Source organism: Roseicella frigidaeris (assembly GCF_003258945.1).
GTDB classification, from domain to species: domain Bacteria; phylum Pseudomonadota; class Alphaproteobacteria; order Acetobacterales; family Acetobacteraceae; genus Paracraurococcus; species Paracraurococcus frigidaeris.
The window spans coordinates 1-23,983 of sequence record NZ_QLIX01000026.1; the positions used below are offsets into that span (position 1 = coordinate 1).

General features: G+C 72.0%; 23 protein-coding genes and 1 pseudogene. 14 read left to right on the top strand and 10 right to left on the bottom strand.

Annotation, left to right across the window (positions count from 1 at the left end; all coding sequences use genetic code 11):
- Positions 1 to 852 precede the first annotated feature (852 nt).
- Positions 853 to 2,109: a type II restriction endonuclease gene (locus DOO78_RS22370; protein WP_111472111.1), complete on the top strand. Its 1,257-nt coding sequence runs from the start codon at positions 853 to 855 to the stop codon at positions 2,107 to 2,109.
- A 900-nt stretch (positions 2,110 to 3,009) separates the two neighbouring features.
- Positions 3,010 to 3,129 (top strand): annotated as a pseudogene (locus DOO78_RS28265) (GapR family DNA-binding domain-containing protein); the annotation flags it as partial.
- 88 nt (positions 3,130 to 3,217) lie between these two features.
- Here DOO78_RS28265 and DOO78_RS22380 read toward each other — a convergent pair.
- From DOO78_RS22380 to DOO78_RS27700, 3 genes are all read right to left on the bottom strand, one after another.
- Positions 3,218 to 4,066: a universal stress protein gene (locus tag DOO78_RS22380; RefSeq protein ID WP_111472112.1), complete on the bottom strand. Its 849-nt coding sequence runs from the start codon at positions 4,064 to 4,066 to the stop codon at positions 3,218 to 3,220.
- 65 nt (positions 4,067 to 4,131) lie between these two features.
- Positions 4,132 to 5,046 carry a cysteine synthase A gene (gene cysK / locus DOO78_RS22385; RefSeq protein WP_111472113.1) on the bottom strand — a complete coding sequence of 305 codons (915 nt, stop codon included), beginning with the start codon at positions 5,044 to 5,046 and terminating at the stop codon, positions 4,132 to 4,134.
- The gene (locus DOO78_RS27700; RefSeq protein WP_165839038.1) at positions 5,043 to 5,234 is read right to left on the bottom strand and encodes a hypothetical protein; all 192 of its coding nucleotides are present in this window, start codon (positions 5,232 to 5,234) and stop codon (positions 5,043 to 5,045) included. The genes cysK and DOO78_RS27700 overlap by 4 nt, the downstream gene beginning before the upstream one ends.
- Between DOO78_RS27700 and DOO78_RS22390 the strand changes: the two genes are divergently transcribed.
- Positions 5,233 to 5,571, top strand: coding sequence for a c-type cytochrome (locus DOO78_RS22390; RefSeq protein WP_243634741.1), 339 nt, complete (start codon positions 5,233 to 5,235; stop codon positions 5,569 to 5,571). The genes DOO78_RS27700 and DOO78_RS22390 overlap by 2 nt on opposite strands.
- 81 nt (positions 5,572 to 5,652) lie before the next feature.
- Here DOO78_RS22390 and DOO78_RS22395 read toward each other — a convergent pair whose 3' ends face one another.
- Positions 5,653 to 6,126 (bottom strand): DUF3280 domain-containing protein, encoded by a 474-nt coding sequence (locus DOO78_RS22395; protein WP_207803013.1) that lies wholly within the window; start codon positions 6,124 to 6,126, stop codon positions 5,653 to 5,655.
- A 95-nt stretch (positions 6,127 to 6,221) separates the two neighbouring features.
- On the opposite strand from DOO78_RS22395, the gene DOO78_RS22400 reads away from it, so the two are divergent.
- Genes DOO78_RS22400 through DOO78_RS22410 form a run of 3 tightly spaced genes read left to right on the top strand, consistent with a single transcriptional unit; the run spans position 6,222 to position 8,952 of the window.
- Positions 6,222 to 7,424, top strand: coding sequence for an ABC transporter substrate-binding protein (locus tag DOO78_RS22400; protein ID WP_165839039.1), 1,203 nt, complete (start codon positions 6,222 to 6,224; stop codon positions 7,422 to 7,424).
- A complete protein-coding gene (locus DOO78_RS22405; protein ID WP_111472117.1) occupies positions 7,409 to 8,371 on the top strand; it encodes a PQQ-dependent catabolism-associated beta-propeller protein in 963 nt (320 codons plus the stop codon). Before DOO78_RS22400 ends, DOO78_RS22405 begins: the two co-directional genes overlap by 16 nt.
- Positions 8,368 to 8,952: a hypothetical protein gene (locus tag DOO78_RS22410; RefSeq protein WP_128080118.1), complete on the top strand. Its 585-nt coding sequence runs from the start codon at positions 8,368 to 8,370 to the stop codon at positions 8,950 to 8,952. The genes DOO78_RS22405 and DOO78_RS22410 overlap by 4 nt, the downstream gene beginning before the upstream one ends.
- A 154-nt stretch (positions 8,953 to 9,106) precedes the next feature.
- Here DOO78_RS22410 and DOO78_RS22415 read toward each other — a convergent pair whose 3' ends face one another.
- From DOO78_RS22415 to DOO78_RS22430, 4 genes are all read right to left on the bottom strand, one after another.
- Positions 9,107 to 9,760, bottom strand: a complete 654-nt coding sequence (locus DOO78_RS22415) for a rhodanese-like domain-containing protein (RefSeq protein WP_456309885.1) — start codon at positions 9,758 to 9,760, stop codon at positions 9,107 to 9,109.
- Positions 9,646 to 10,464, bottom strand: a complete 819-nt coding sequence (locus DOO78_RS22420; RefSeq protein WP_111472120.1) for a substrate-binding domain-containing protein — start codon at positions 10,462 to 10,464, stop codon at positions 9,646 to 9,648. The genes DOO78_RS22415 and DOO78_RS22420 overlap by 115 nt, the downstream gene beginning before the upstream one ends.
- On the bottom strand, positions 10,461 to 10,886 hold the full coding sequence (locus tag DOO78_RS22425) for a c-type cytochrome (RefSeq protein ID WP_111472121.1): 426 nt from the start codon (positions 10,884 to 10,886) through the stop codon (positions 10,461 to 10,463). Before DOO78_RS22425 ends, DOO78_RS22420 begins: the two co-directional genes overlap by 4 nt.
- 66 nt (positions 10,887 to 10,952) lie before the next feature.
- Positions 10,953 to 12,764, bottom strand: a complete 1,812-nt coding sequence (locus DOO78_RS22430) for a methanol/ethanol family PQQ-dependent dehydrogenase (RefSeq protein WP_111472122.1) — start codon at positions 12,762 to 12,764, stop codon at positions 10,953 to 10,955.
- Between the two features lie 400 nt (positions 12,765 to 13,164).
- Between DOO78_RS22430 and DOO78_RS22435 the strand changes: the two genes are divergently transcribed.
- The 5 genes from DOO78_RS22435 to DOO78_RS22455 all read left to right on the top strand — a co-directional run bounded on the left by DOO78_RS22435 (position 13,165) and on the right by DOO78_RS22455 (position 16,411).
- A complete protein-coding gene (locus tag DOO78_RS22435) occupies positions 13,165 to 13,851 on the top strand; it encodes a hypothetical protein (RefSeq protein WP_128080119.1) in 687 nt (228 codons plus the stop codon).
- The gene (locus DOO78_RS22440) at positions 13,848 to 14,177 is read left to right on the top strand and encodes a hypothetical protein (RefSeq protein ID WP_111472124.1); all 330 of its coding nucleotides are present in this window, start codon (positions 13,848 to 13,850) and stop codon (positions 14,175 to 14,177) included. The genes DOO78_RS22435 and DOO78_RS22440 overlap by 4 nt, the downstream gene beginning before the upstream one ends.
- 52 nt (positions 14,178 to 14,229) lie before the next feature.
- Positions 14,230 to 15,180: a quinoprotein relay system zinc metallohydrolase 2 gene (locus DOO78_RS22445; protein ID WP_111472125.1), complete on the top strand. Its 951-nt coding sequence runs from the start codon at positions 14,230 to 14,232 to the stop codon at positions 15,178 to 15,180.
- 5 nt (positions 15,181 to 15,185) lie between these two features.
- Positions 15,186 to 16,025: a quinoprotein dehydrogenase-associated SoxYZ-like carrier gene (locus DOO78_RS22450; RefSeq protein ID WP_165839040.1), complete on the top strand. Its 840-nt coding sequence runs from the start codon at positions 15,186 to 15,188 to the stop codon at positions 16,023 to 16,025.
- Positions 16,026 to 16,207: 182 nt separating this feature from the next.
- Entirely contained in the window at positions 16,208 to 16,411 is a 204-nt protein-coding gene (locus tag DOO78_RS22455; protein WP_128080120.1) for a hypothetical protein, read from the top strand.
- A gap of 91 nt (positions 16,412 to 16,502) precedes the next feature.
- Here DOO78_RS22455 and DOO78_RS22460 read toward each other — a convergent pair whose 3' ends face one another.
- On the bottom strand, positions 16,503 to 17,348 hold the full coding sequence (locus DOO78_RS22460) for a class I SAM-dependent methyltransferase (protein ID WP_111472128.1): 846 nt from the start codon (positions 17,346 to 17,348) through the stop codon (positions 16,503 to 16,505).
- A 26-nt stretch (positions 17,349 to 17,374) separates the two neighbouring features.
- A complete protein-coding gene (locus DOO78_RS22465) occupies positions 17,375 to 19,081 on the bottom strand; it encodes an AMP-dependent synthetase/ligase (RefSeq protein WP_243634744.1) in 1,707 nt (568 codons plus the stop codon).
- A 259-nt stretch (positions 19,082 to 19,340) separates the two neighbouring features.
- Between DOO78_RS22465 and DOO78_RS22470 the strand changes: the two genes are divergently transcribed.
- The 3 genes from DOO78_RS22470 (at position 19,341) to DOO78_RS22480 (ending at position 23,902) form a co-directional block, all read left to right on the top strand.
- Entirely contained in the window at positions 19,341 to 21,173 is a 1,833-nt protein-coding gene (locus DOO78_RS22470; protein WP_243634749.1) for a M3 family oligoendopeptidase, read from the top strand.
- Complete coding sequence (locus DOO78_RS22475; RefSeq protein ID WP_111472130.1) at positions 21,170 to 22,531, top strand: ABC1 kinase family protein; 1,362 nt, start codon at positions 21,170 to 21,172, stop codon at positions 22,529 to 22,531. Before DOO78_RS22470 ends, DOO78_RS22475 begins: the two co-directional genes overlap by 4 nt.
- A gap of 213 nt (positions 22,532 to 22,744) precedes the next feature.
- Positions 22,745 to 23,902 (top strand): Re/Si-specific NAD(P)(+) transhydrogenase subunit alpha, encoded by a 1,158-nt coding sequence (locus DOO78_RS22480; protein ID WP_111472131.1) that lies wholly within the window; start codon positions 22,745 to 22,747, stop codon positions 23,900 to 23,902.
- The last annotated feature ends 81 nt before the right edge of the window (positions 23,903 to 23,983 follow it).

A 23,983-nucleotide genomic window follows, 5' to 3' on the forward strand; every position in this document is an offset into this window, starting at 1 on the left:
CGCCGCCTCCGCCCAGAAAGCCGAGGCTAGCGTCCGAACATGGGTCAACTCTCAGTGGCAACTTCACCCCAAACCAGGTCAGATCTCAGTGGCAATCAACACCGAAGACACCCACAGAGACCGGGAGCATGTCCTGGTCCCGCACCAAGTCCAGAGCAAGTTCCGCGACTTCCGAGTAGTTCAGAAAGTCGCTCTTCGTGTCGACGTCAGACCACACAAATGCTTCTCCCCCTGGTGGGGCCTTCATCGGTAGAGTCCAGGCTGCACCGATTGCGCGATCACGAACCCGTGTCCTGCAACGCGATAGTCCATGGCGGCGAGACATTCAAGCTCTAGTATATTTGTCCGGAGACTGCCACTACATATTGAGAAACCGCCCTTTCCGCTATCATGGCAATGAGTGCGACTCGGCTATCTGTTGTCCTCGCCCCGGAACCCGGCGGCCCGCATGTGCTGCACCCACCGGGTGCAGCAGCCCTGGTTCGGTTCGCCCCAGACTCGCAATAATCGCCGTTTAGCGGGCTGGGCAGAGGCGCCGTTCGCGGCCAGCGCCGTCAGCAACCGCAGCCGGTTCGCCGCATGCCGCCTCGTCCCGAGCCTCCGGCCGAGAGAAATGTTCGGCATCGCATCAAGGCCCCTCCAGCGCCCGCGAACGTGGTGGCACTTCTGCCCTCGCGCATCGATGGATTGTCGGCTACGCAGAGTGGCGACCACCTTATGGTCGAGCCACGAGGCGCTTCATCATCTTCGGCGAAAGCAAGGGGCCGAACTCGACGCCCGCAGGACCACGACATGCAGATCTCGACAGCTGTCCCGGTTCCCGGTGGAATGGGGACGAGTTCGCCCGCCCCCATGACCGCCCTGCTGCACCGCTGGCGGAACGACCCGGGCGCCACCTATCGCACATGGTTCCTCTGGGAGGAGCGGGTCAAGAATTTCCGCTCCATCCGGCGCGGCATTCAGCAGGTGGTCGCCGACATCAAGGCGGGCACCTTCGGCGTCGCCTACCGCGGCTCGTCGCTGGAGACGGTGGTCCACTCCATCGCCGAGCAGCGCCAGATCTTCAAAGGGGCGGACCACGCCTTCCTTTGGAAGCCAAAGCTGCGCATCCCCGACATATACGAAAGCCCGGAGAACCAGCGCGCTTTCGGCCGCCTGCTCGACGCCTGCGTCTGCTGCACCACGGAGCAGCAGGTCATCGCCGCCATCCGCGAGATTGACGCCAAGGCCATCAAGGGCCTCGGTCCCGCCGCCGCCAACCTGCTCTATTTTCTCCACCCGACCATCGTGCCGCCGTTCAACACGGCCATTGTCAACGGGTACAACGCGCTGACCGGCGCGAAGGTGAAGCTCGGCCGGTGGGACGAGTACCTGGCGATGCGGCAAGGGATCCTTGCCCTGAACGCCGCACATCGCGGCCTTCTTTCGAACGACCTCGGCGCCATCGGCGGCCTGCTGTTCGACCTCGGCAGCGGCCGCTACCCGGCACCGCCACGCGAGGACGACGCCGCTGCCCGGGTCGCCTGGGAAGCCGACCTCGCCCGCGTGCGCGACGAGGGCGCGAAAGCCGCCAAGGCGCTGGCCGAGGCACAGGAGTCCGATCATACCCACACCGAGGTGCAGGGCTGGCTGCGCGACCTCGGCCTGTCGCTCGGCTACCACGTCTGGATGGCGGCGAACGACCGCAGCCGCCCCCTGCACGGCGGCAAGCTCGGCGACGGCTGCCTCGCCATCCTGCCCGGCTTCGACACCGGCGCGGGGGTGGACGCCGTCCGGCTGATTGACGTGCTGTGGCTCGACAAGGATTCGAAGCGCATCGTCGCCGCCTACGAGGTGGAGCACACCACCTCCATCTACTCCGGCATCGTCCGCATGCTTGACCTGGCACTCGGGCCCGAGGCGCACGCCCTCGAGGGCATGTTCCTCGTAGCGCCGGACGGCCGCGAGGGCGAGGTGCGCGAGCAGCTGGCGCGGCCAGCCTTCTCACGCATCGCCGACCTCAAGGTGCGCTACCTGCCTTACGGCGAGCTGAAGGCGAACCGCGAGACCATCGCCAGGTTCGGGCACGGCATGAAGCCGATCCAGGCTATCTCGCGCGCTCTGGTCTAGGCGTGCGTTCCGGGAGGCGAATCCCGCGTGGCTGTGGCGGCGGGAGAGCCGCCACGGCCACGCGGACATGCCCGGCAGGTCAGGCCGCTGGCCGCACGGTTGCTTCGTCGCATTCCTGCACTTCGACCGTGACGTGGACAATGCCGAGGTCCTCCGGGATCAGCGCCTGGTAGTGCTCGGGCGGCCGGGGCGGAGGATTTCCGGCTCATCTCCGCTCCCTGGCGGTTACGATGAGCCAGAAATCCTCCGCTCTTTAACCTAGCCCGCCGTCTCATTGGTCTGGACGGCGAACGCCCCGACCCGCGCACCAGCTTTCATTGGTCACCTAGGCCCGTTCAGCCGTGCTCATCGCCGGGAGAACCACACCGGTTTTGAAGGGATTGATTAACCACTACTAGGCTCTGAAGCTCCTTACCGGCCGTTTGGAAAGGTCGGCACTCTACAAGGTCTTGGGCCCATGACGGCTGCGCAGCGCTCGGTGCTGTGCCCCATGACCCTTTTCAAACGGGCTCTTACTCCATTCCGGAAGGCCGGCTGGGAGACTCTGGACGTGTCACGGTGAAGCATGATGCTGCAACCATGCGCTTGCTGTCAGCACTGCTCTAGTGGTCTGGTTATTTCGTATGCGCTCCTGCGCTTACCTCCTTCTGTCGCAGGAAGGAGAAGATCCCAACCGACACTCTGTCCGGCGCCTCCGCTGTGCTCTCACGAGAGCGCTGTTCAACAGCATCTTTGCCCGTGTCCAGTCGCATCATTTTTCTAACCAACGCCATCGCGGGGAGGTTTGAGGCCAATGAGGAGAGTATGTTCGGATACAGCGGGCGATTTCTATCGGGGGCGGGCATCGGATTTCCGGAAATCGGAGGTTTTGAGCGTGGAAAGTATGAAAATGAACGGGGGCGATTAGGCTTCGACGTGAAGGTCGTGCGGCAGCTCATCTCCATCCGCAAGAAGGAGCCGGCCGAGGTGGAGGAGCAGGAGACGCTGCTCGAGCTCTACCGCCGCGCCCTCGGCATGTGAGCGGCGCCCGCGGCGGGGCCACGGCCCCGCCGCGCCGGCGGCGCCGCGGTCTTGTCGCGCCGGCGGCGCGATCAGGGCGACAGCAGCGTCAGTGTGACATCAGCACCGGCACGGTCATCTCCCGCAGCAGCGTGCGGGTGACGCCGCCGAGCGCCAACTCGCGCAGCCGCGAATGGCCATAGGCGCCGACCACGAGCAGGTCCGGCCCAAGCTCCGCCGCGCGGTTCAGCAGCGACACCCCGTCCGGCAGCCCGGACGCCGTGACGTGCTCCACCTCCGCCTTCACGCCGTGCCGGGCCAGGTGCAGGGCGATGTCGGCGCCCGGCTCGGCGCCATGGGCGCCGGGCGCGTCGCCGGGATTGACCGCGAGCACGGTGACCCGCTCCGCCGCCGCCAGGATCGGCAGCGCGTCGGCCACCGCCCGCGCCGCCTCCCGGCTGGCGTTCCAGCCCACCAGCACATGCCGGCCGAGGCTCTCGAAGGACCCGTCATGGGGCACCAGCAGCACCGGCCGCCCGGCGGCGAAGAGCACCCGCTCGACCGACTGCGCCGCGCCCGGCGGCGAGGCCTCCGGATCGGTCTGGCCGAGGATGGCGAGATCGGCGTAGCGGGCATGCAAGGCCAGGACCTCCGGCAGCGCCCCCTCGACGAGGCGCCATTCGCCGGCGAGGCCCTCGCGCCGCATGGCGTCGCGGAACCCCGCCTCCACGCCGGCGCCGGCCCGCAGCGCATCGGCGCGGAGCTGGTCGAGCACCTGGCCGACCAGCGGCGCGCTGTTGCCGGCATCCGCCATGGCGAAGGCGGGCAGCAGGGCATCGACCACGAACAGCCCGACCAGATGCGCATCGTGCCGCCGCGCCAGGTCGGCGGCGAGGCGCAGCCGCCCGGCCGCGCGCGGCGAGGCGTCGAGATGCACCAGGATGTCCTTCAGCGCCATGGCGTCTGTCCTCCCGTGTCGCCCGACCGGCGCTCCGCCGCCGCGCCCGGGGCGGCGCGGCGCGATCAGCCGGGCAGGAAATCCGGCACCGAGAGATAGCGCTCGCCGGTGTCGTAATTGAAGCCCAGCACCCGCGATCCGGCCGGCAGCTGCGGCAGCTTCTGCGCGATGGCGGCCAGGGTGGCGCCGGAGGAGATGCCGACCAGCAGCCCCTCCTCGGTCGCGGAGCGCCGGGCGTAGTCCTTGGCCTCCTCCGCCGAGACCTGGATCACGCCGTCCAGCAGGTCGGTGTGCAGGTTCTTCGGCACGAAGCCGGCGCCGATGCCCTGGATCGGGTGCGGGGAGGGCGAGCCGCCGGAGATGACGGGCGAGGCCGAGGGCTCCACCGCGAAGACCTTGAGGTTCGGCCATTCCTTCTTGAGCACCTGGGCGCAGCCGGTGATGTGGCCGCCCGTGCCGACGCCGGTGATGAGAACGTCCAGCCCCTCCGGGAAGTCGGCCAGGATCTCGCGCGCCGTGGTGCGGACGTGGACGTCGATGTTCGCCGGATTCTCGAATTGCTGCGGCACCCAGGCGCCCGGCGTCTGCGCCGCCAGCTCCTCGGCGCGGGCGATGGCGCCCTTCATGCCCTTCTCGCGCGGCGTCAGGTCGAAGCGCGCGCCATAGGCCTGCATCAGCCGCCGCCGCTCGATCGACATGCTCTCCGGCATGACGAGCACCAGCGTGTAGCCCTTCACCGCCGCCACCAGGGCGAGGCCGATGCCGGTATTGCCCGAGGTCGGCTCGATGATCGTGCCGCCGGGGCGGAGCCGGCCGTCCTGCTCGGCGGCCTCGACCATGGCGAGGGCGATGCGGTCCTTGATCGAGCCGCCGGGATTCTGGCGCTCCGACTTCACCCAGACCTCGGCATCGCCGAAGAGGCGGTTGATGCGGATATGCGGCGTGCCGCCGATGGTCTCCAGGACGGTCTTCGCTTTCATGCGACGTCACTCCGTGGAATTTTGGTCATCTTTACGATATTCCACCATTTGGGCCGGCGGAAGAACGGGCGCGCGAACAGCTTTCCGTGACCGACGGGCTCCCATCTGGTGAATCGCCCCCAGATCGCCTTCGCTTGGCGCAGGGGAGATTCGCGCATGCATAGAATGATGATGATCGTGGTGGCCATGGCGGCGCTTCCGGCCGCGGCCTGGGCCGCCGGGGATGCCGAGGCCGGCAAGACGGCCTTCACGCGCCGCTGCACCGTCTGCCACTCCGTGGCCGAGGGGCAGAACAAGGTCGGGCCCTCGCTGCATGGCGTGGTCGGCCGGCCATCCGGACAGGTGGCGAATTTCAACTATTCCCCGGCGATGAAGAATGCCGGCAAGACCTGGGACGAGGCCACGCTCGACACCTACCTGACCGATCCCAAGGCGCTGGTTCCGGGCAACCGGATGATCCTGGCCGGCATCAAGGACGAGGCCGAGCGGCAGAACATCATCGCCTATCTCGCCACGCAGAAATAGGCCGGGGCGGCGTCCCTTCGCGCCGGCTCGCGGGGGCCGCTCCAGACCACGATCCGCGAACCGGCGTGCGCGGATCGTGGTCTAGTGCCCGGCCTCCGGCCCGGCCAGGAGGCGATGCCGCAGCAGCCAGGCGATGCCGTGGCGCCAGCTCTCGTCGGTGTTGCCGCGGATATCGGCCTGCCAGGCGCCGCGCGCCTCGCCGGAGGCGGCATCGAGCATGACGATGTGGATGCCGAGGATCAGGTTGCTCACCTTGTGCACCACCGTGACGAGGGCGAGCTGCGCGCCGAGCGCCGCGGCCGCCTCGGCGGCGCAGGAGGGGCAGGTGCCGGGGGCCGGCCCGGCGGCGAGACGCGCGCGCTGCGGCGCGGGATCGACCGGGCTGTAGCGGCCGGACGCCGCCAGCCCCTTCCGCAGCTGCTCGCCGATCATGGCGAGGCGGCGCTGCTGCGCGGGCGTCTCGCCCTCGCCGGAGGTGTCGCGCAGCTCGGGATCGAGGACTAGGATGGTCGTGGCGGCCCTGGCCGGCGCCGCGGCCGACAGCAGGAGCGGCAACCAAGCCGTACGGCGTGTCAGGCGCATCCGGTCTCCTGTCCTGCTGGCCCTGCCGGCAGGATGCCAGCCCGGAGCAGAGAAGGGGAGGAAACCACGTGGCGGTCTTGCGCCCTTTCGGCCGGCGGGCCCTGTGGGCCGCCGCCCTCCTCGCTGCCGCGCCGCCAGGCCTCGGGCGAGCCGAGGAGGCGCCGCCGCTCCGCATCGGCTACCTCGCCCTGAAGGTGCCGCGGCCGCTCCCCGCCTCGCTGGTCGAGCCGCCGCCGAAGGATGAGGGGGTGCAGGGCGCGCGCCTCGGCCTGCAGGACAATGCGACGACGGGCCGCTTCACCGGCCAGCGCTTCGCCCTCGAGGAGCGCCGCGCCGAGGCGGCGGAGGAGGTGATGCCGGCGCTGCGCGAGATGCTCGGGCAGGGGCTGCGCCTGGTCGTCGCCGATCTGCCCGCCGACCTGCTGCTGCAGGCCGCCGCCGAGCCGGGCGCGGTGCTGCTCAACATCGGCGCGCCGGACGATGCGCTGCGCAACGAATCCTGCCGGCGCAACCTGTTCCACGTGCTGCCGAGCCGCGCCATGCTGACCGACGCGCTGGCGCAGTACCTGGCGGTGAAGCGATGGCGGACCCTCTTCCTCGCCGCCGGCCCCGGCCCGGGCGACCAGCTCTATGCCGAGGCGATGCGGCGGGCGGCGAAGAAATTCGGGCTGCGCATCGTGCTCGACAAGCCCTGGACCCACGACCCCGGGGCGCAGCGCACCGATACCGGCCACATGTCCATCGCCGCCGAGGCGGCGCGCTTCACCCAGGGCGCGCCGGCCTATGACGTCCTGGTGGTCGCCGACGAGGCCGATGACTGGGGCGACAGCCTCGCCTGGCGCACCACCGATCCGCGGCCGGTCGCCGGCACCCAGGGGCTGACGCCCACCCTCTGGTCGCCGGTGCACGAGCAATGGGGCGCGACCCAGCTGCAGCGGCGCTTCCGCGCCCAGGCCGGGCGGGCGATGACGCCGCTCGATCACGCCGCCTGGCTGGCGCTGCGGACGATCGGCGAGGCGGCGGTGCGCAGCCACTCGACCGATCCGGGTGCGGTGGCCGACTACCTGCGCAGCCCGCAATTCGAGGTCGCCGGCTTCAAGGGCGCCAAGCTTTCCTTCCGCGACTGGGACAACCAGCTGCGCCAGCCCATCCTGCTGGCCGGGCCGCGCTCGCTGGTCTCGGTCTCGCCGCAGCCTGGCTTCCAGCACCGCACCTCGGAACTCGACACCCTCGGCGCCGACCGGCCGGAGACGCAATGCCGCGCATCCTGACCCTGCTTGCCCTCCTCGCCCTCCCTCTCGCCGGCGCGCGGGCGGAGACCATCATGGTGTCCAACGAGAAGGACAACAGCATCACCGTGCTCGACGGCGCGACGCTGAAGCCGGTGCGCACGGTGAAGGTGGGTGAGCGGCCGCGCGGCATCGTCCTCTCGCAGGATGGCCGCTTCCTCTATGTCTGCGCCGGCGACAGCGACCGGGTCGATGTCGTCGACACCACGAGCTGGAAGGTGGTGCGCCACCTGCCGAGCGGCTCCGACCCGGAGCGGGCGGCGCTGCACCCGGATGGCCGCCGCCTCTACGTCGCCAACGAGGACGACAACCTCGTCACCGTGGTCGATGTCGAGCGCGGCGTCGTGCTGCAGGAGATCCCGGTCGGCGTCGAGCCGGAGGGGATGGGGCTGAGCCCGGACGGGCGCTACGTGGTCAACACCTCCGAGACCACCAACATGGCGCATGTCATCGACACCGGCAGCGGCAAGATCATCGCCAACATCCTGGTCGGCGCCCGGCCGCGCTACGCGCTGTGGCAGCCGGACGGCAAGCGCTTCTGGGTCTCCTCCGAGATCGGCGGCACGCTCTCGCTGATCAGCGCCGAGGACTGGAAGGTGGTGGCGCAGGTCGGCTTCAGCATCCCGGGCGTGCCGCGCGAGGCGATCCAGCCCGTCGGCATGGCCTTCTCGCGCGATGCCGGCAAGCTCTTCGTCGCCCTCGGCCCCGCCAACCGCGTCGCCGTGGTCGATGTCGCGACGCGCGAGGTGCAGCGCATGCTGCTGGTCGGCCAGCGGGTCTGGAACCTCGCCCTCTCGGCGGATGGCACCCGGCTCTACACCACCAACGGCGTCAGCAACGACCTCTCGGTCCTCGATATCGAGGCGATGCGGGTGACCCGCAGCGTGCCGGTCGGGCAGTCGCCCTGGGGGGTGGTGGTGAAGCCGTGAGGCTGCCCCGGATCGCTGCCCTGCTGTTGCTGCTGCCCGTGGCGGCGGCGGCGCAGCCGCATCCGGACCCCGACTGGCCCTGCGTGCAGCGCTACGTGCCGGAGATCGGCGCCGCGGCGCTCTGGCCCGAGGCGCCGGGCGGCGACTGGCAGGACGACCCCGGGGTGGCGGCGCTGGTCGGGCGCATCGCCCCGCGCCCGGTCGAGGCCGAGCAGGGCCTCGCCGCGATCCGCGACTTCGCCGCGCCGCTCGATGCCGCGGCGCGGCGGCGCCTGCTGCCGCTCGCCTTCCGCGGGGTGCTGGAGGAGACCAACCGGCAGCGCGACGCCGTCATCGACCAGATCCGCCGCTATGCCCGGCGGCAGCACGACCTCGCCGGGCGGGTGCGCGAGCTGGAGGCGGCGCTGCGCGCGGCGCCGCCCCCGGCCCGCGAGGAGCTGGAGCAGCGCCGCTTCTTCGCGGCCAAGACCTATGCCGATGCCGAGCGCATGCTGCGCTATGCCTGCGAGGTGCCGGTGCGGCTGGAAGGGCGGCTCGGCGCCTATGCGCGGGCGATGCAGGCGGCGATGCCGCAGGGCTGATCCCGGCTGGGGTGCTGCCAACGGCCGTTGCCGGTGACCCATCGACGGCCCCCTCAGGCGCCGGGCGGTTTGCTCCGCAAACCTCGGCTTCGCGCCACTCGCCGCGGCGCCCGTTCGGGCGCTCGGCATGAAGGAAGCCTTCATGCCGTTGGTATCACTCCCAGCCGGGCGCGGGGTGCAGCACCTCGGTCGGCAGGCCGGCCGCCTCCCAGCCATCGGTGCCGTCGCGGTACCACAGGACCTGCCGCCAGCCCCAGGCGGCCGCGCGCCGGGCGGCGTTCCAGCTCATCCAGCATTCGGCGAGGCAATAGAAGACGACCGGACGCCCGCGATCGCCATCCGTCGCCGCCTCGAGCCTGCGGCGGAACCAGGCCTCGGCGCCGGGCGGCAGGTCGCCGCGGCCCAGCCCGGGCAGCCAGAGGCTGCCCGGGATGCCGCGGCGCGGGCTCGGCCGCCAGAGCGCCTCCGGCGGCAGGCCCTCCGGCCGGCGCGGCGCCGCCAGCACGTCGATCCAGACCGCGCCCTGCCGTTCGAACAACAGCGCCGCCTCCGCCGTGTCGATGGCGCGGCCGCCCGGCACCGTCTCCGGCGTCGGGGCCCGGTAGTCCTGCATCCGGTAGCCCTCGGGCGCAGGCGTCGGCATGGGCGCGGCGGCGGCGAGGAGCGCGGCGGCAAGCAGCTGCGGGCGCCGCCTCACGGCGCCTGCAGCCTGCCCTCGGCGTCCAGCAGCGGCACGCCGTAGTCGCGCAGGATGCCGTCGATCTCCGCCTGGTGCTCGCGGATCGCCGCGTTGATGCGGCGGCGCCACTCGGTCTCCTCGGCGCGCACGCCCATGGTGATGCGATAGTCCATCCGCGCCACGCCCGGCTCGGTCGGCAGGGCGCGCATCGCCAGGGGCAGGCCCTGCACCGTGATCTGGTAGCCGGCGATCGGGCCCCAGACCAGGGCCGCATCCAGCTCGCCGGCGGCCACCGCGCGCAGCAGCTCCGCCCCCGGCGCCTCGTGCCGCGTGTCGACGGCGAGCGGGAAGAAGCGGGTGTTGCCGATCAGCCGGTTGCGCAGCAGCAGGTCGGTCGGCGGCGTGCGGGCGATGGCGCCGAGCCGCAGCGCCCGCATCGCCGGGTCGTCCAGCCGCTCCGGCACCGGATGGTCGCGGCGGAAGGCGATGACATAGGTGGTGTGGTAGTAGGGATTGGTGTTCTGCAACAGCTCGTCGCCGGCGACCGTGCCCATCACCAGGTCGCAGCGCCCGGCCCGCAGCGTGTTGCGCACGAAGCCCTGCACCTGCGGGAAGAAGACGTAGTCGAGGCGGCGGTCGAGGGCCTGCGCCAGCAGTGCCGCGATCCGGTTCTCGAAGCCCTCGCCGCGCTCGTTGGAGAAGGGCAGGTTGGCCGGGTCGGCGCAGACGCGCAGCGCATCCGTCGCCACGAGGTCGCCGGTCTCGGCCGCGGCGGGCCGCGCCAGCAGCGCGGCCAGGGCGAGGGCCAGACCGGGGACGGCCCGCCGCCTCATTTCCTCGGCATCCGCTCCGGCCGGCCGCGGCCGAGCGCGCCGTCGGAGCGCGCCTTCAGATAGGCGTAGATGTCGTCGAGATAGGTGACGACGTCCTCGACATGGCCGAAGGAGGGCATGACGTTCTGCTGCGAGGAGGTGACGTTCTGCCGGCCGTTGATGACGGTGTCGGCGAACTGCTCATGCGTCAGGTGCTTGAGGGATTCGGTGAGGTTCGGCGCGTAGCTGCTGCCGGCCCCGTCCGGCCCGTGGCATTGCAGGCAGGAATTCCCGTAGCGGCGGTAGCCGTTGTAGACGGCCTGGTCGACCTTGCCGTCCTCGACATGGTAGGGCCGCTCGTAGTCGTCCTTCGCGTCGTCGGCGGCCAGGGCGGGGCCGGTCAGGGCGGCAAGGATGCAGGTGGAGACAAGCAAGGCTTTCATGGGGAAGCTCCTGGGAGGCCGGCGCCCGGCGGGCGCCGGCCTCGGTATCACGGCAGCCGGCTCGGCTCAGTTCGGCAGGGCGAAGACGGTCAGGACGCCGCCGAGCTGGGTGTAGTCGGACAGCGCCTTGTAGGCGCCGACCGCGCCGAGGCCGTCGCTGTCGCCCCCGAGGCCGGCCGCCATGCCGATGCCGGCCCAGCCGCCGACGCCCGAGAGCACCGCGATGTACTGCTTGCCCTTGTGGGTGAAGGTGTTGACGTTGCCGATGATGCCGGAGGGCGTGCGGTAGCTGAACAGCTCCTTGCCGTCCTTCACGTCGACCGCCTTCAGGTAGCCCTCGAGCGTGCCGTAGAAGACGACGTCACCGGCCGTCGCCAGCGCCCCCGACCAGACCGAGAAACGCTCGGGCTTCGACCAGAGGATCTTCCCCTTGCCGGCGTCCCAGGCGATGAAATTCCCCATGTTGTCCGACCCCTTCGGCGGGAACATGGAGAGCGTGGCGCCGACATAGGGCTGGCCGGCGGTGTAGGAGACGCGGAAGGGCTCGTAGTCCATGCAGACATGGTTGGTCGGCACGTAGAACATGCCGGTCTTCGGCGAGTAGGCGGCCGGCTGCTGGTCCTTGCTGCCGAGCGCGGCCGGGCAGATGTTCTGGGTGTTGGTGTCCTCGCCGCCGGCGGCGGTGGAGAATTCGCGCACCACCTGCGGCCGGCCGGTCTCCATGTCGACATGGCTGGCCCAGTTCACCGCGGGATCGTATTTCTGCGCCACCAGCAGGTCGCCGTTCTCGCGGTTCAGCGTATAGGCGAAGCCGTTGCGGTCCATGTGGACCAGGGCCTTGGCGACCCGCTTGTCACCGACCTGGATGTTGTCGGCGAGGATCATCTCGTTGACGCCGTCGTAGTCCCATTCGTCGTGCGGCGTCATCTGGTAGACCCAGCGCGCCATGCCGGTGTTGGCGTCGCGGGCGAAGATCGTCATCGACCACTTGTTGTCGCCGGGCCGCTGCGCCGGGTTCCAGGTGCCGGGATTGCCGGAGCCGTAGTAGACGAGGTTCAGCTCCGGGTCATAGCTGATCCAGCCCCAGGTGCCGCCGCCGCCGATCTTCCACTGGTCTCCCTCCCAGGTCTTGAGGGAGCTGTTGGCGCCGACCGGCTTGCCCATGTCGGTGGTCTTCTGCGGGTCGAACAGGATGTCGCTGTCGGGGCCCACCGAATAGGCGCGCCAGATCTGCTTGCCGTCCTTGAGGCCGTAGGCGGTGACATGCGCGCGGACGCCGAACTCGCCGCCGGAGATGCCGACCAGCACCTTGTCGCCGACGACCAGCGGCGACATGGTCGAGGTCTCGCCCTTCGCCGGGTCGCCGTTCTTGATCTTCCAGACCTCCTTGCCGGTCTTGGCGTCGAGCGCGACCAGGGTGGTGTCGGCCTGGCTGAGGATGATCTTGCCATCGGCATAGGCGGGGCCGCGATTGACCGTGTCGCAGCACATGACGCCGATGACGCTCGGGTCCTGCGTCGGCTCGTAGCGCCAGATCACCCGGCCGGGGTTGTTCAGGTCGAGCGCGAAGACCCGGTTGGGGAAGGGCGTGTGGATGAACATCACGTCGCCGATCACCAGCGGGCCGCCCTCATGGCCGCGCAGCACGCCGGTCGAGAACTGCCAGGTGGGGCGCAGCTGGCCGACATTCTCGCGGGTGATCTGGTTCAGCGAGCTGTAGCGCCACGACGCGTAATTGCCGTTGGCCATGGCCCATTGGTTCGGGTCCTTCTGCAGCCGCAGCAGCTCGTCGTTGGCCGAGGCCCCAGGGAATACGGCGCTGGCTCCAACGGTGGCCGAAACGGCCAGCGCGATCGCAAGGGCTGCGCGTCGCAACATCTTGTCGTTCCTCCATCGACCTGCGGGCCGCACGAGACGGTCTCGCAACTGTTCCGCCTGCCGGCAGCCCCGCTGCCGGCCGGTGGGCGGAGGTTTCCGCCCTCCGCTGACAGCTATTTGTGCCAGTTCGAGTCCGGACAAGCGGCCAGCGGCACCGGCACAGCGCACGACTTCGACAACTGCCGGGGCGCCGCGGGCGCTGGACGGCGGAGGGATGCGCCCCATGTTCAGGATAAACTGCCGCAAATGGCGGGAAATCATAGAGATGCATCGAGGAATACTGCGCTGCACAAGAAATGGTTCAGGGCGGGCGCCCGGCCCGACTTGGACTAAAGACGGAGAGGGGGATGCCAGGCTGGAGGATGCCAAGCTGGAGGACGTCAGGGTGGAGGACGCCACGGTGACCGGACGCCGCCGGCTGCTGGGACTTGCCGCGGCGACGCCGCTGCTCCTCGCGGCGGAGGAGCCGTCCCCGCCGCTCTCCCCCGCCCAGCGGCTGCTGTTCGAGACGCCGCACCTGGCCGGGCTGCATGCGCCGCTCCGCCTCGTCTACGATTTCCGCCGCGAGGAGGAAGGCCGGGAGCCAGTCGGCGACGTCATCCGGCTCGCCGTGCGGGAGGGCGAGGCGCCGGGCCGCTTCGACGTGACGCCGGAATTCCTCACCGGCCCGCGCGCCCTGCATTACCCGCCGGCGCCGGGCTTCCGCGGCAACCCGCTGCTGCTCTTCGCCCTCGACCGCGAGGCGCGGGAGCTGAGCGCGGCAACCGGCGGCTCGACGGTATGGTTCCGCAACCGCATCAGGCAGGGCTTCGTCGACGCGGCCGCGATGCAGCGCATCACGCTGCCCTTCGAGGGGCGCCCGGTGCCGGCGACCGAGGTCGTGCTGCAGCCCTTCGGCGGCGAGCGGCGGGCCCGCCGCTACCAGGCCATGCGGCTGCGCTTCGTGCTCGCCGAGGCCGTCCCGGGCTGGATCCACTCGATCGGCAGCGAGGTGCCCGCGGCGGACGGATCGGGCGATGGGCATGGCGCGGTGCGCGAGGCGATCGTCTTCGCCCGCGCCGAGGCCCTGCCGACGGCCGCGCCGTGAGGCGCCTGCTCCTCGCCGCGCTGCTGCTGCCGGCGGCGGCCCTGGCGCATGACTATCCGACGGTGGCGCGCGCGGATTACGTGCTCGGCTGCATGGCCGCGAACGGCAACACCCGGCTGGCGCTCGAGCGCTGCGCCTGCAGCATCGACGCCATCGCCGAGCAACTGCCCTATGACAGCTACGAGGCCGCCGACACGGCGCTGCGCATGCAGGCCGGCAATCTCGGCGAGCGCGGCGCCGAGTTCCGCGACGTGCCGCAGGTCCGGGCGGTGATCGAGGCCTTGCGGCGGGCCCAGGCGGAGGCGACGCTGCGCTGCTTTCCCTGAGGATGCAGCGGATGGCCAGGCGCGACCGGGCCGGCGCGGGGAGGAGGGCCGGATGGCGGAACGGCGGTCGGGGCGCCTGACGCGGCGGCAGGGCCTCGGGCTCGGCCTCGCCGCCAGCCTCGCCACCCGCCTGGCCGACGCGGCCCGGCCAGCCGGGGCGGCGGTGGAGGTCGCGCCCGGCCTCTTCGTCCTGCCCGGGGTGGCGGAGGACGCCTCCGCGGCCAATCTCGGCGCCATCGCCAATACCGGCTTCATCCTCGGCCGCGACGCGGTCGCGGTCGTGGACCCCGGCGGCAGCCTCGCGCATGGGCAGCGGCTGCGTGCGGCGGTGGCCGCCGCGACCCGGCAGCCGATCCGCTACCTGATCCTCACCCATGCGCATCCCGACCATGTCATGGGGGCGGCCGCCTTCGCCGATTGCGGCGCGGCGGTGATCGGCCATGCGCGCTTGCCCCTCGCCCTGGCGCAGCGCGGCCCCTACGACCTGCCCATGCTGGCGCGCAGCCTGGGGGCGGCCGCGGCGGGCAGCGGCGCGCTGGCGCCGACCCAGTTGGTGACGGAGCGGCTGGCGCTCGATCTCGGCGGCCGCGAGCTCGTGCTGCAGGCGCATCCGCCGGCGCATACCGATCAGGACCTGACCGTGCTCGACGCCGCGACGCGGACGCTCTGGACCGGCGACCTGCTCTTCGTCGAGCGCATCCCGGCGCTGGAGGGCAGCCTCGCCGGCTGGCTCGCGGTGCTGGAGCGGCTGCGGGCGCTGCCGGCCGGCCAGGCCGTGCCGGGCCACGGGCCGCCCAGCGTGCCCTGGCCCGAGGCGGCCGAGCCGCTGGGCCGCTACCTCCTGGCGCTGCGCGACGGCACCCGCGCCGCCCTCCGGGCCGGCATCGGCATCGCCGAGGCGCCCGACCGCGTCGCCGTCGTGGAAGCCCGCCACTGGCGCCTCGCCGAGGCCTATCACGGCCGCAACGTCACCGCCGCCTACCGCGAACTGGAATGGGAGTAGCCGCCATGCCCCGCGCCATCGCCCGCCGGCCCATCCTCTCCGGCCTGCTGCCCGGCGCCGCCGCCCTGGTCGCCGGCCGGGCAGGGGCCCAGGGCATCGAGCCGGCGGAGGCGCCGCGCCGGGCCGAGCGCTGGCGCGACCTGAAGCAGGCAATCCTCGGCGACCGCCCGACCGAGCCCGCCGGCCCGGCGCTCGACCTGAGCGCGCCGGCGCGGGCGCAGGATGCGGCGCTGGTGCCGGTCGCCATCGCCCTCTCGGCCGCGGCGGCGCCGGCGGCGCGCGCCCTCTACCTCGTGGTCGACGAGAACCCGCTGCCGCTCGCCGCGGTGTTCCGGGCCGGCCAGCCCGGGGCGCTGCGGGCGCTGACGGCGCGCATCCGCGTCGATGCCTATACCTACCTGCATGCGGTGGCCGAGATGGCGGATGGGCGGCTGCTGGAGACGGCGCGCTTCGTGAAGGCGGCCGGCGGCTGCTCCGCTCCCATCGCCGGCGATCTGGAGGCGGCGCGGCAGCGCATGGGGCGGATGCGCATGAGCCTGCCGGAGGGGCCGCCGGCGCCGGGGCGCGCGGTGCCGGTGCAGGTGGCGGTCAGCCATCCCAATACCTCCGGCCTGCAGATCGACCAGCTCACCCGGCTCTCGATCCCGGCCGAGTACATCCGGGCGCTGCGCGTGACCTATGCCGGGGCGGAGGTGCTGCGCATCGAATCCGAGATCGCCATCGCCGAGAACCCGACCTTCGGCTTCACGCTCGCGGGGGCGCCGGGTGGCGAGCTGCAGGTCGTCGCGGCCGACAACCGCGACCGGCGCTTCGAGGGGCGCTGGACCCTCGGCGCCGCCGGCTGACCCGGCCCGCACGGCCGCGGGTTGCACATCGGCCGGGCGGCATAAATCCTGGATTCGCGGGCGCGTCCGGCGGCATCCTTGTGCCGTGCAACATGGACGGCCCCCCGCGGCCCTTCGGCAGGCGGCGTCCGCGATGCCGCCGCCCGCCCAGGCCGCCCCCCCCGACGAGGGACCCTAGCACCGTGATCGAACTCGTGATGGTCGTCTGCCTCGCCGCCGCCCCCGCCCAGTGCCGCGAGGAACGGCCGATCCTCGCGGCCTTGTCCATGATGGCCTGCGCCACCCAGGGGCAGATGGTCGCGGCGCGCTGGCTCTCGGAACACCCGGCCTTCACGCTCAGCCGCTGGCGCTGCGAGCTGAACCGGCCGCGGCAGGAACGGATCTAGAGCAGATCCCGATCAGGTGAACTCACCGAGAGCGTGAATCACGCGATCGAACAAGGGCCTGGGAGCGTTTTCCCGGGTCGCCGCCGCCCGCTCAGGCCGCGGCGGTGACGATCCAGATCGCCGCCGGCATCACCACGCCCTCGGCGCCCTGATGCGCGGCGAAGAAGGTCTCCAGCCCCATCTGCGCCGTGGCCCGGGTGGCGGCATCGGCCTCGAACAGCGCCCGGGAGACGGCGCCGAAGGTCATGGCGGTCCGCGCCGCCGCCGCCGGGTCGGCGCCGAGGCGGAAGCCGAGGTCGCGCGGCGTCACCTGCACCGCCGCGAAGCCGGCGCCCTCGAGGATGCCGCGCACCCGCTCCGCCCGGGCCCAGCCGAACTGGCCCGGCGCGTCCGGCGGCGGTGGCGGCGGCTGCGGCGGGACGAGGCCGCGGATCGCCGCCGCCGGGGCGCTGGTCCAGGGATTGGCCTCCGGCGCCCGGAAGGCGGCGGCGCAGAAGCGCCCGCCCGGGCGCAGCGCTGCGCGCAGGTGCCGGAAGGCGGCGACCGGCTCGGCGAAGAACATCACCCCGAAGCGCGAGAAGAGCAGGTCGAAGCCCGCCGCCGGCAGGGGGTGGGCGCCGGCATCGGCGATCTCGGCCGCCGCCTGGCGCAGCCCGGCCGCGGCGATCCGCCGCTGCGCCACGGCCACCGACTCCCGCGCCAGGTCGAGGCCGAGGACGCGGCCGGATGGCCCGACCCGCTCGGCGAGGGCGAGGAGGGAGGTGCCGCTGCCGCAGCCGATATCGATCACCCGCTCCCCGGGCCGCGGCGCCGCGGCGGCGAGGGCGAGGTCGAGCACCCCGGCGAAGAGGGCGTCGATGCACGCATGCTCGCTGGCCCAGGCCCGGGTCATCGGGCCGTTCCAGAAGGCGGCGGCATCCGTGTCGGGACCGGCCATGCGTTCTCCCCGGCGGCCGTGCCGCCTCAGCGATACAGTGCGTCGAGCGTCGTGGCGTAACGCTCCAGCACCGCCCGGCGACGCACCTTCATCGTCGGGGTGAGCAGGCCATTCTCCACCGTGAAGGGGCCCGGCGCCTCCTGCCAGCGGCGGATGCGCTCGATGGTCGAGAGCCGGGCATTGACCCGGGCGACGGCCGCGGCCATCCGCGCCTGCATCCCCTCGGCGGCGACGAGGAGGGCGACGATGCCGGGCTGGCCCTCGCCGGCCACCACCGCCTGGGCGATCTCCGGCTCGGCCATCAGCAGCCCCTCCAGCTTCGCCGGGCTGACCATGTCGCCGCCCAGCGTCTTGATGAAGTCGCGCTTGCGGTCGGTGATGGTGATGCGCCCGGCCTCGATGCGGCCGACATCGCCGGTGTGCAGCCAGGTCGCCCCGTCCGGCCCGGGGCGCAGCGCCTCGGCGGTCGCCGCCGGGTTGTTCCAGTAGCCGTCCATGACCAGGTCGCCGCGGACCAGCAGCTCGCCATCCGGGGCGATCCGGGCGGCGACGCCGGCGAGCGGCGGCCCGACGGTGCGGCGGTGGTTGTCCCAGGGCAGGTTGACGCTGATCACCGGCCCGGCCTCGCTCTGCCCGTAGCCCTGGATCAGCGGCAGGCCGAGGGCGATGAAGAAGCCGGAGAGGTCCGGGTCGAGCCGGGCGCCGCCGGAGACCAGCGCCTTGAGCCGGCCGCCGAAGCGGCCGCGCACCTTCTCCCGCACCAGCCGGTCGAGGAGCGGGTCGAGCAGCCGCGCGGCGGGCCCGAGCGGCGGCCCGTCCAGCCGCCGCAGCCCCTGCGCCAGCGCCCGCTCGAACAGCCAGCGCTGCGGCCGGCCCTGCTTCTCGACCTGCGCCAGCATCTTCGCCCGCAGCACCTCGAAGAGGCGCGGCACGGCGGTGACGACGGCGGGGCGGATCGCCTCGAACTCCGCCGCCAGGCGGTCGGCGCCGCGGGAATAGACCACCTCCATGCCCATGGAGGGCAGCAGGTAGCAGCCGACCGTGTGCTCGTAGCTGTGCGAGAGCGGTAGGAAGGAGAGATAGGGCAGCCCCTCCACCCCCAGCCGCTCCAGCAGCCCGCTCACCCCCTCGCGGTTGGCCAGCATGGCGCGGTGCGGCAGCATCACCCCGCGCGGCGCGCCGCCGGTGCCGGAGGTGTAGATCAGGCAGGCCAGCCGGCCCTCCGGGATCTGCTCCGCCTCGGCCATCAGCAGGGCGGCATCGGCCGGATGCGCCGCCGCCTCGGCCCAGGCATGGAGGGCAAGGCCCGGCGGCAGCGGGGGCTCGCCGGGGGCCGGGCCGGGCGGGTCCATGCAGAGCAGCAGGTCGAGTCCGCCGCTCGCCGCCGCCGCCTCGGCCAGCCGCGCCGCCAGCGCCGGAGAGGAGGCGATGACCGCCCGCGCCCCGGAATCCCGCAGCACATGCGCGTGGTCGGCGATGGTGTTGGTGGTGTAGGTCGGCACGGTCACGGCGCCGATCGCCATGATCGCGGCATCGGCGACGTTCCATTCCGGCCGGCTCTCGCCGACCAGCATCACCCGGTCGCCCGGCGCGACCCCCTGGTGCCGCAGCCAGGCCGCGACATGCGCCACCTGCAGCACGAAATCGCCCCAGCGCAGGCGCTGCCAGGCGCCGTCGCGCCAGTAGCGCAGCATCGGCCGGTCGGGATGCCGCCGCGCCAGGGCGAAGAGCATGCCGGGCAGGCTGCTCCATGGGCTGCCGGTCGCGCGTCGCCCCGCCGCTGCCGGCCGCGACCTGGTGGGCGCCTCGGTCCCCGACATATCCCTTTCGTCCCCTCCTGCTGGCACCGCTGGCCGGCATTGGCCGCTTGGCCGCGCCCCCGGCGGCCTTATATGGGGAGTTGTGACCCGATCCGAGCCCATTCCGACCCTGACCCGTGCCCTGGGCGATGCCGCCGCGGGCACCTCCCTCCCTCCCGCCCGTCCGGGCAGCCTGCCCCGGGCGCCGCTCGATGCCGGCGGCCCGCCCGGCGGCACGCCGCTGCCGGTCTGGGACCTCACCGACCTCTATGCGTCGCCGGAGGATCCGCGGCTCGCCGCCGATCTCGACCAGGCGGAGGCGGATGGCAAGGCCTTCTCGGCCCGCCATGCCGGCCGGCTCGCCGGGATGTCGGGCGATGCGCTGGCGGCGGCCATCGCGGCCTATGAGCGGATCGAGGAGGTGCTCGGCCGGGCGATGAGCTACGGCCAGCTCGTCTTCGCCGGCGATGCCCAGGACCCGGCGAATGGCCGTTTCTACCAGACCCTGCAGGAGCGGGTGACGGCGATCTCCTCGCATCTGCTGTTCTTCACGCTGGAGCTGAACCGGCTGGAGGAGGCGGAGCTGGAGCAGAAGCTCGCCGCCAGCCCGGCGCTGCTGCGCTGGCGCCCCTGGCTGCGCGACCTGCGCGTCTTCCGGCCGCACCAGCTCTCCGACGAGCTCGAGAAACTGCTGCACGAGAAGGAGGTGACCGGGCGCAGCGCCTGGAACCGCCTGTTCGACGAGACCATCGCCGGCATGGTGGTGAAGGTGGGGGAGGAGGAGCAGACCGTCTCGGCGGCGCTGAACAAGCTCTCCGACCGCGACCGCGCGGTGCGGGCGGCGGCGGCGCGCGGCGTCTCGGAGGCCTTCGGCAGCCGCATCCGGCTCTTCTCGCTCATCACCAACACCCTGGCGAAGGACAAGGAGATCCTCGACAACTGGCGGCGCTACCCGCGGCCGGGCAGCGCCCGCAACCGCGCCAACATGGTCGAGGACGAGGTGGTGGACGCGCTGGTCACCGCGGTGCGCACCAGCTATCCGCGGCTCTCGCACCGCTACTACGCGATGAAGGTGAAGTGGCTCGGCCTCGAGAGGCTGCAGCACTGGGACCGCAACGCGCCGCTGCCGGAGGAGCAGGACCGCAGCATCGCCTGGCCGGAGGCGGTGCGGACGGTGCTCGACAGCTACCGCGCCTTCAGCCCCGAGCTGGCCGCGATCGGCACCCGCTTCTTCGAGCGGCCCTGGATCGACGCGGCGCTGCGGCCGGGCAAGGCCTCGGGCGCCTTCGCCCATCCGACGGTGCCGAGCGCGCATCCCTATCTGCTGCTGAACTACCACGGCAAGACGCGCGACGTGATGACCCTGGCGCATGAGCTCGGCCATGGCGTGCACCAGGTGCTGGCCGGGGCGCAGGGCTATCTCCTCTCCGGCACGCCGCTGACATTGGCCGAGACCGCCTCGGTCTTCGGCGAGATGCTGACCTTCCGCGGCCTGCTCGATGCCGAGCGCGACCCGGGGCGGCGCCGGCTGATGCTGGCGGGCAAGGTCGAGGACATGCTGAACACGGTGGTGCGGCAGATCGCCTTCTACCGGTTCGAGACGCTGCTGCATGACGAGCGCCGCAAGGGCGAGCTCTCGGCCGAGCAGATCGCCGCGCTCTGGCTGCAGGTGCAGCGGGAGAGCCTCGGCCCGGCCTTCGACTTCACCGAGGATTACGGCGTCTACTGGGCCTACATCCCGCACTTCATCCACAGCCCCTTCTATGTCTATGCCTACGCCTTCGGCGATTGCCTGGTAAACGCGCTCTACGGCGTCTACCGGGCGGGCGTGGTGCCGGATTTCGAGCGCAAATACCTCGACCTGCTGAAGGCCGGCGGCACGCTGCGGCACAAGGAGCTGCTCGCCCCCTTCGGCCTCGACGCCTCCGATCCCGGCTTCTGGCAGCGCGGGCTCGACGTCATCGCGGGCTTCATCGACGAGCTCGCCGAGGGCGGCGCGGCGCCGGGAGCGGGTGCCGCGGCATGAGCGACCGCAGCCGCGACAGCACCCTGTTCGGGGAGATGCGGCGGATGGTGCGCACCTCGGGCGCGGTCGGCGGCATCGCCGCCCGCGTCGCCGGCGAGCGCTTCCTCGGCCTCCGGACCGACAAGACCGCGCATGCCGAGGACCTGAAGCAGATCCTGGGCGGGCTGAAGGGCCCGCTGATGAAGGTGGCGCAGTTTCTCTCCACCGTGCCCGACGCCCTGCCCGAGGCCTATGCCGAGCAGCTGGCGACGCTGCAGGCGAACGCCCCGCCGATGGGCTGGCCCTTCGTCCGCCGCCGCATGCAGGGCGAGCTCGGCCCGGGCTGGGAGGGCAGGTTCCGCAGCTTCGGGCGGGAGGCGGCGGCCGCCGCCTCGCTCGGCCAGGTGCACCGGGCGGAGCTGCCGGACGGCAGGCCGGTCGCCTGCAAGCTGCAATACCCGGACATGCCGAGCGTGGTGGAGGCGGATCTGCGCCAGCTCCGCCTCGCCATGCAGCTCTACCAGCGCATGGACAGCGCGCTCGACAACGGCGAGGTCTACCAGGAGCTGCGCGACCGGCTGCGCGAGGAGCTGGACTACCTGCGGGAGGCGGCGCATCAGCGCCTCTACGGCCTCATGCTCGCCGACCAGCCGCATGTCGCGGTGCCGCAGCCGATCGAGGGCTATTGCACCACCCGGCTGCTGACCATGACTTGGCTGGAGGGCCGGCCGCTGGTCAAGCGCCTCGAGGAGGACCCGCCGCAGGAGGAGCGGCGGGCCTATGCCGAGGGGCTGTTCCGCGCCTGGTACCGGCCCTTCTACCGCTATGGCGTCATCCATGGCGACCCGCATCTCGGCAACTACCAGGTGCGGCCGGACCGTCAGGGCATCAACCTGTTCGACTTCGGCACCATCCGCGTCTTCCCGCCGAGCTTTGTCGGCGGCGTCATCCTGCTCTTCGAGGCGGTGCGCGACCATGACGACGAGAAGGCCGCCGAGGCCTATCGCGTCTGGGGCTTCCGCAACCTCTCGAAGGAGACGATGGAAGTCCTCAACCTCTGGGCCGCCTTCCTCTACGAGCCCCTGGTGCAGGACCGGGTGCGGCCGATCCAGGAGGTCGACGACATGTCCTATGGCCGCAAGATTGCGGCCAAGGTGCATGAGGGGCTGAAGCGGACCGGGGGCGTGCGCATCCCGCGCGAATTCCCGCTCATGGACCGCGCCGCGGTCGGGCTCGGCAGCGTCTTCCTGCGGCTGCGCGCCGAGATGAACTGGCACCGGCTGTTCATGGAGATGATCGAGGACGTCTCCGAGCAGGCGGTGGCCGAGCGCCAGGCGCAGGCGCTCGCCGAGGCGAAGGTGCCGCCGCCGGCCGCCTGAGCCGGCCACGGCCGCCGCATCTCCCCGTTGCGGAGGCGGATGAATTCCGCCCTCCGCGGCCCGCTGGGCTCCCCCAGGCCTCCCCTCTGGCCTCCCCCATGGTCAAGCCTTGACCCGCAGGGTATCAGGCGCGCGGGCTGCCGGCCCCCTGTCCGGGGTTGCCGACTTTCGCGCGGCGCCGCATCTATTCTGCGAAACAGGGGGGAGACCCATATGCGACTGGCTGTCCTGAAGGAGCGCCGGCCGGCCGAGACCCGTGTCGCGGCCACGCCTGAAACCGTCAAGAAGCTCATCGGCCTCGGCTGCAGCGTCGCGGTGGAGACCGGCGCCGGGCTCGCCTCCGGCATCCCCGATGCGGAATATGCCGCCGCCGGCGCCGAGGTCGCGCCGGACGCGGCGGCAGCGCTGAACGGCGCCGGCATCGTGCTGAAGATCCGCGCGCCGCTCGGCACCGGAGAGGGCGCGGTGGACGAGCTCTCCCTGATCCCGCGCGGCGCCCTGCTGCTCGGCCAGCTCGGCGCCGATGCCAAGGCGGCCGGCACCTATGCCCAGCTCGGGATCGATGCCGGGGCGATGGAGCTGCTGCCGCGCATCACGCGCGCGCAGAGCATGGACATCCTCTCCTCCCAGGCGAATCTCGCCGGCTATCGCGCGGTGGTCGAGGCGGCGGGCGCCTTCGACCGGGGCTTCCCCATGCTGATGACCGCGGCCGGCACCATCCCGGCGGCCAGCGTCTTCATCATGGGCGCCGGCGTCGCCGGGCTGCAGGCGATCGCCACCGCGCGGCGGCTCGGCGGCCGCGTCTCGGCCACCGATGTGCGGCCCGCGGCCAAGGAAGAAATCAAGTCCCTCGGCGCCAGCTTCGTCGGCTACGAGAGCGAGGAGAGCAAGCAGGCGCAGACCGCGGGCGGCTACGCCAAGCAGCTCTCGGCCGAGTTCTATGCCGAGCAGGCCAAGGTCGTCGCCGCGCATATCGCCAAGCAGGACATCGTCGTCACCACGGCGCTGGTGCAGGGGCGGCAGGCGCCGCAGCTCGTCTCGGCCGAGATGGTGCGGGCCATGCGGCCCGGCTCCATCATCGTCGACATCGCCGCCGATGCCGGGGGCAACGTGGCGCTGACCAGGCCCGGCGAGATGATCACGACCGAGAACGGGGTGAAGATCCTCGGCTACCACAACTGGCCCGGCCGCATCGCCGGCGCCGCCTCCGCCCTCTTCGCGCGCAACCTGCTGACCTTCCTGACCACCTTCTGGGACAAGGAGGCGAAGGCGCCGAAGCTGCCGGCGGAGGACGAGATCGTGAAGGGCGTGCTGCTCACTCGCGGCGGCGCCGTCGTCCACCCGAATTTCGCCCCCGCCAAGGCCGCCTGAGGATCGACAACCCGATGCCGTCCGAGGCGTGGCGCGCCACCCCCCTCCGCGAAGCGGCGCTTCGCGGAGGGGGGTGGCGCC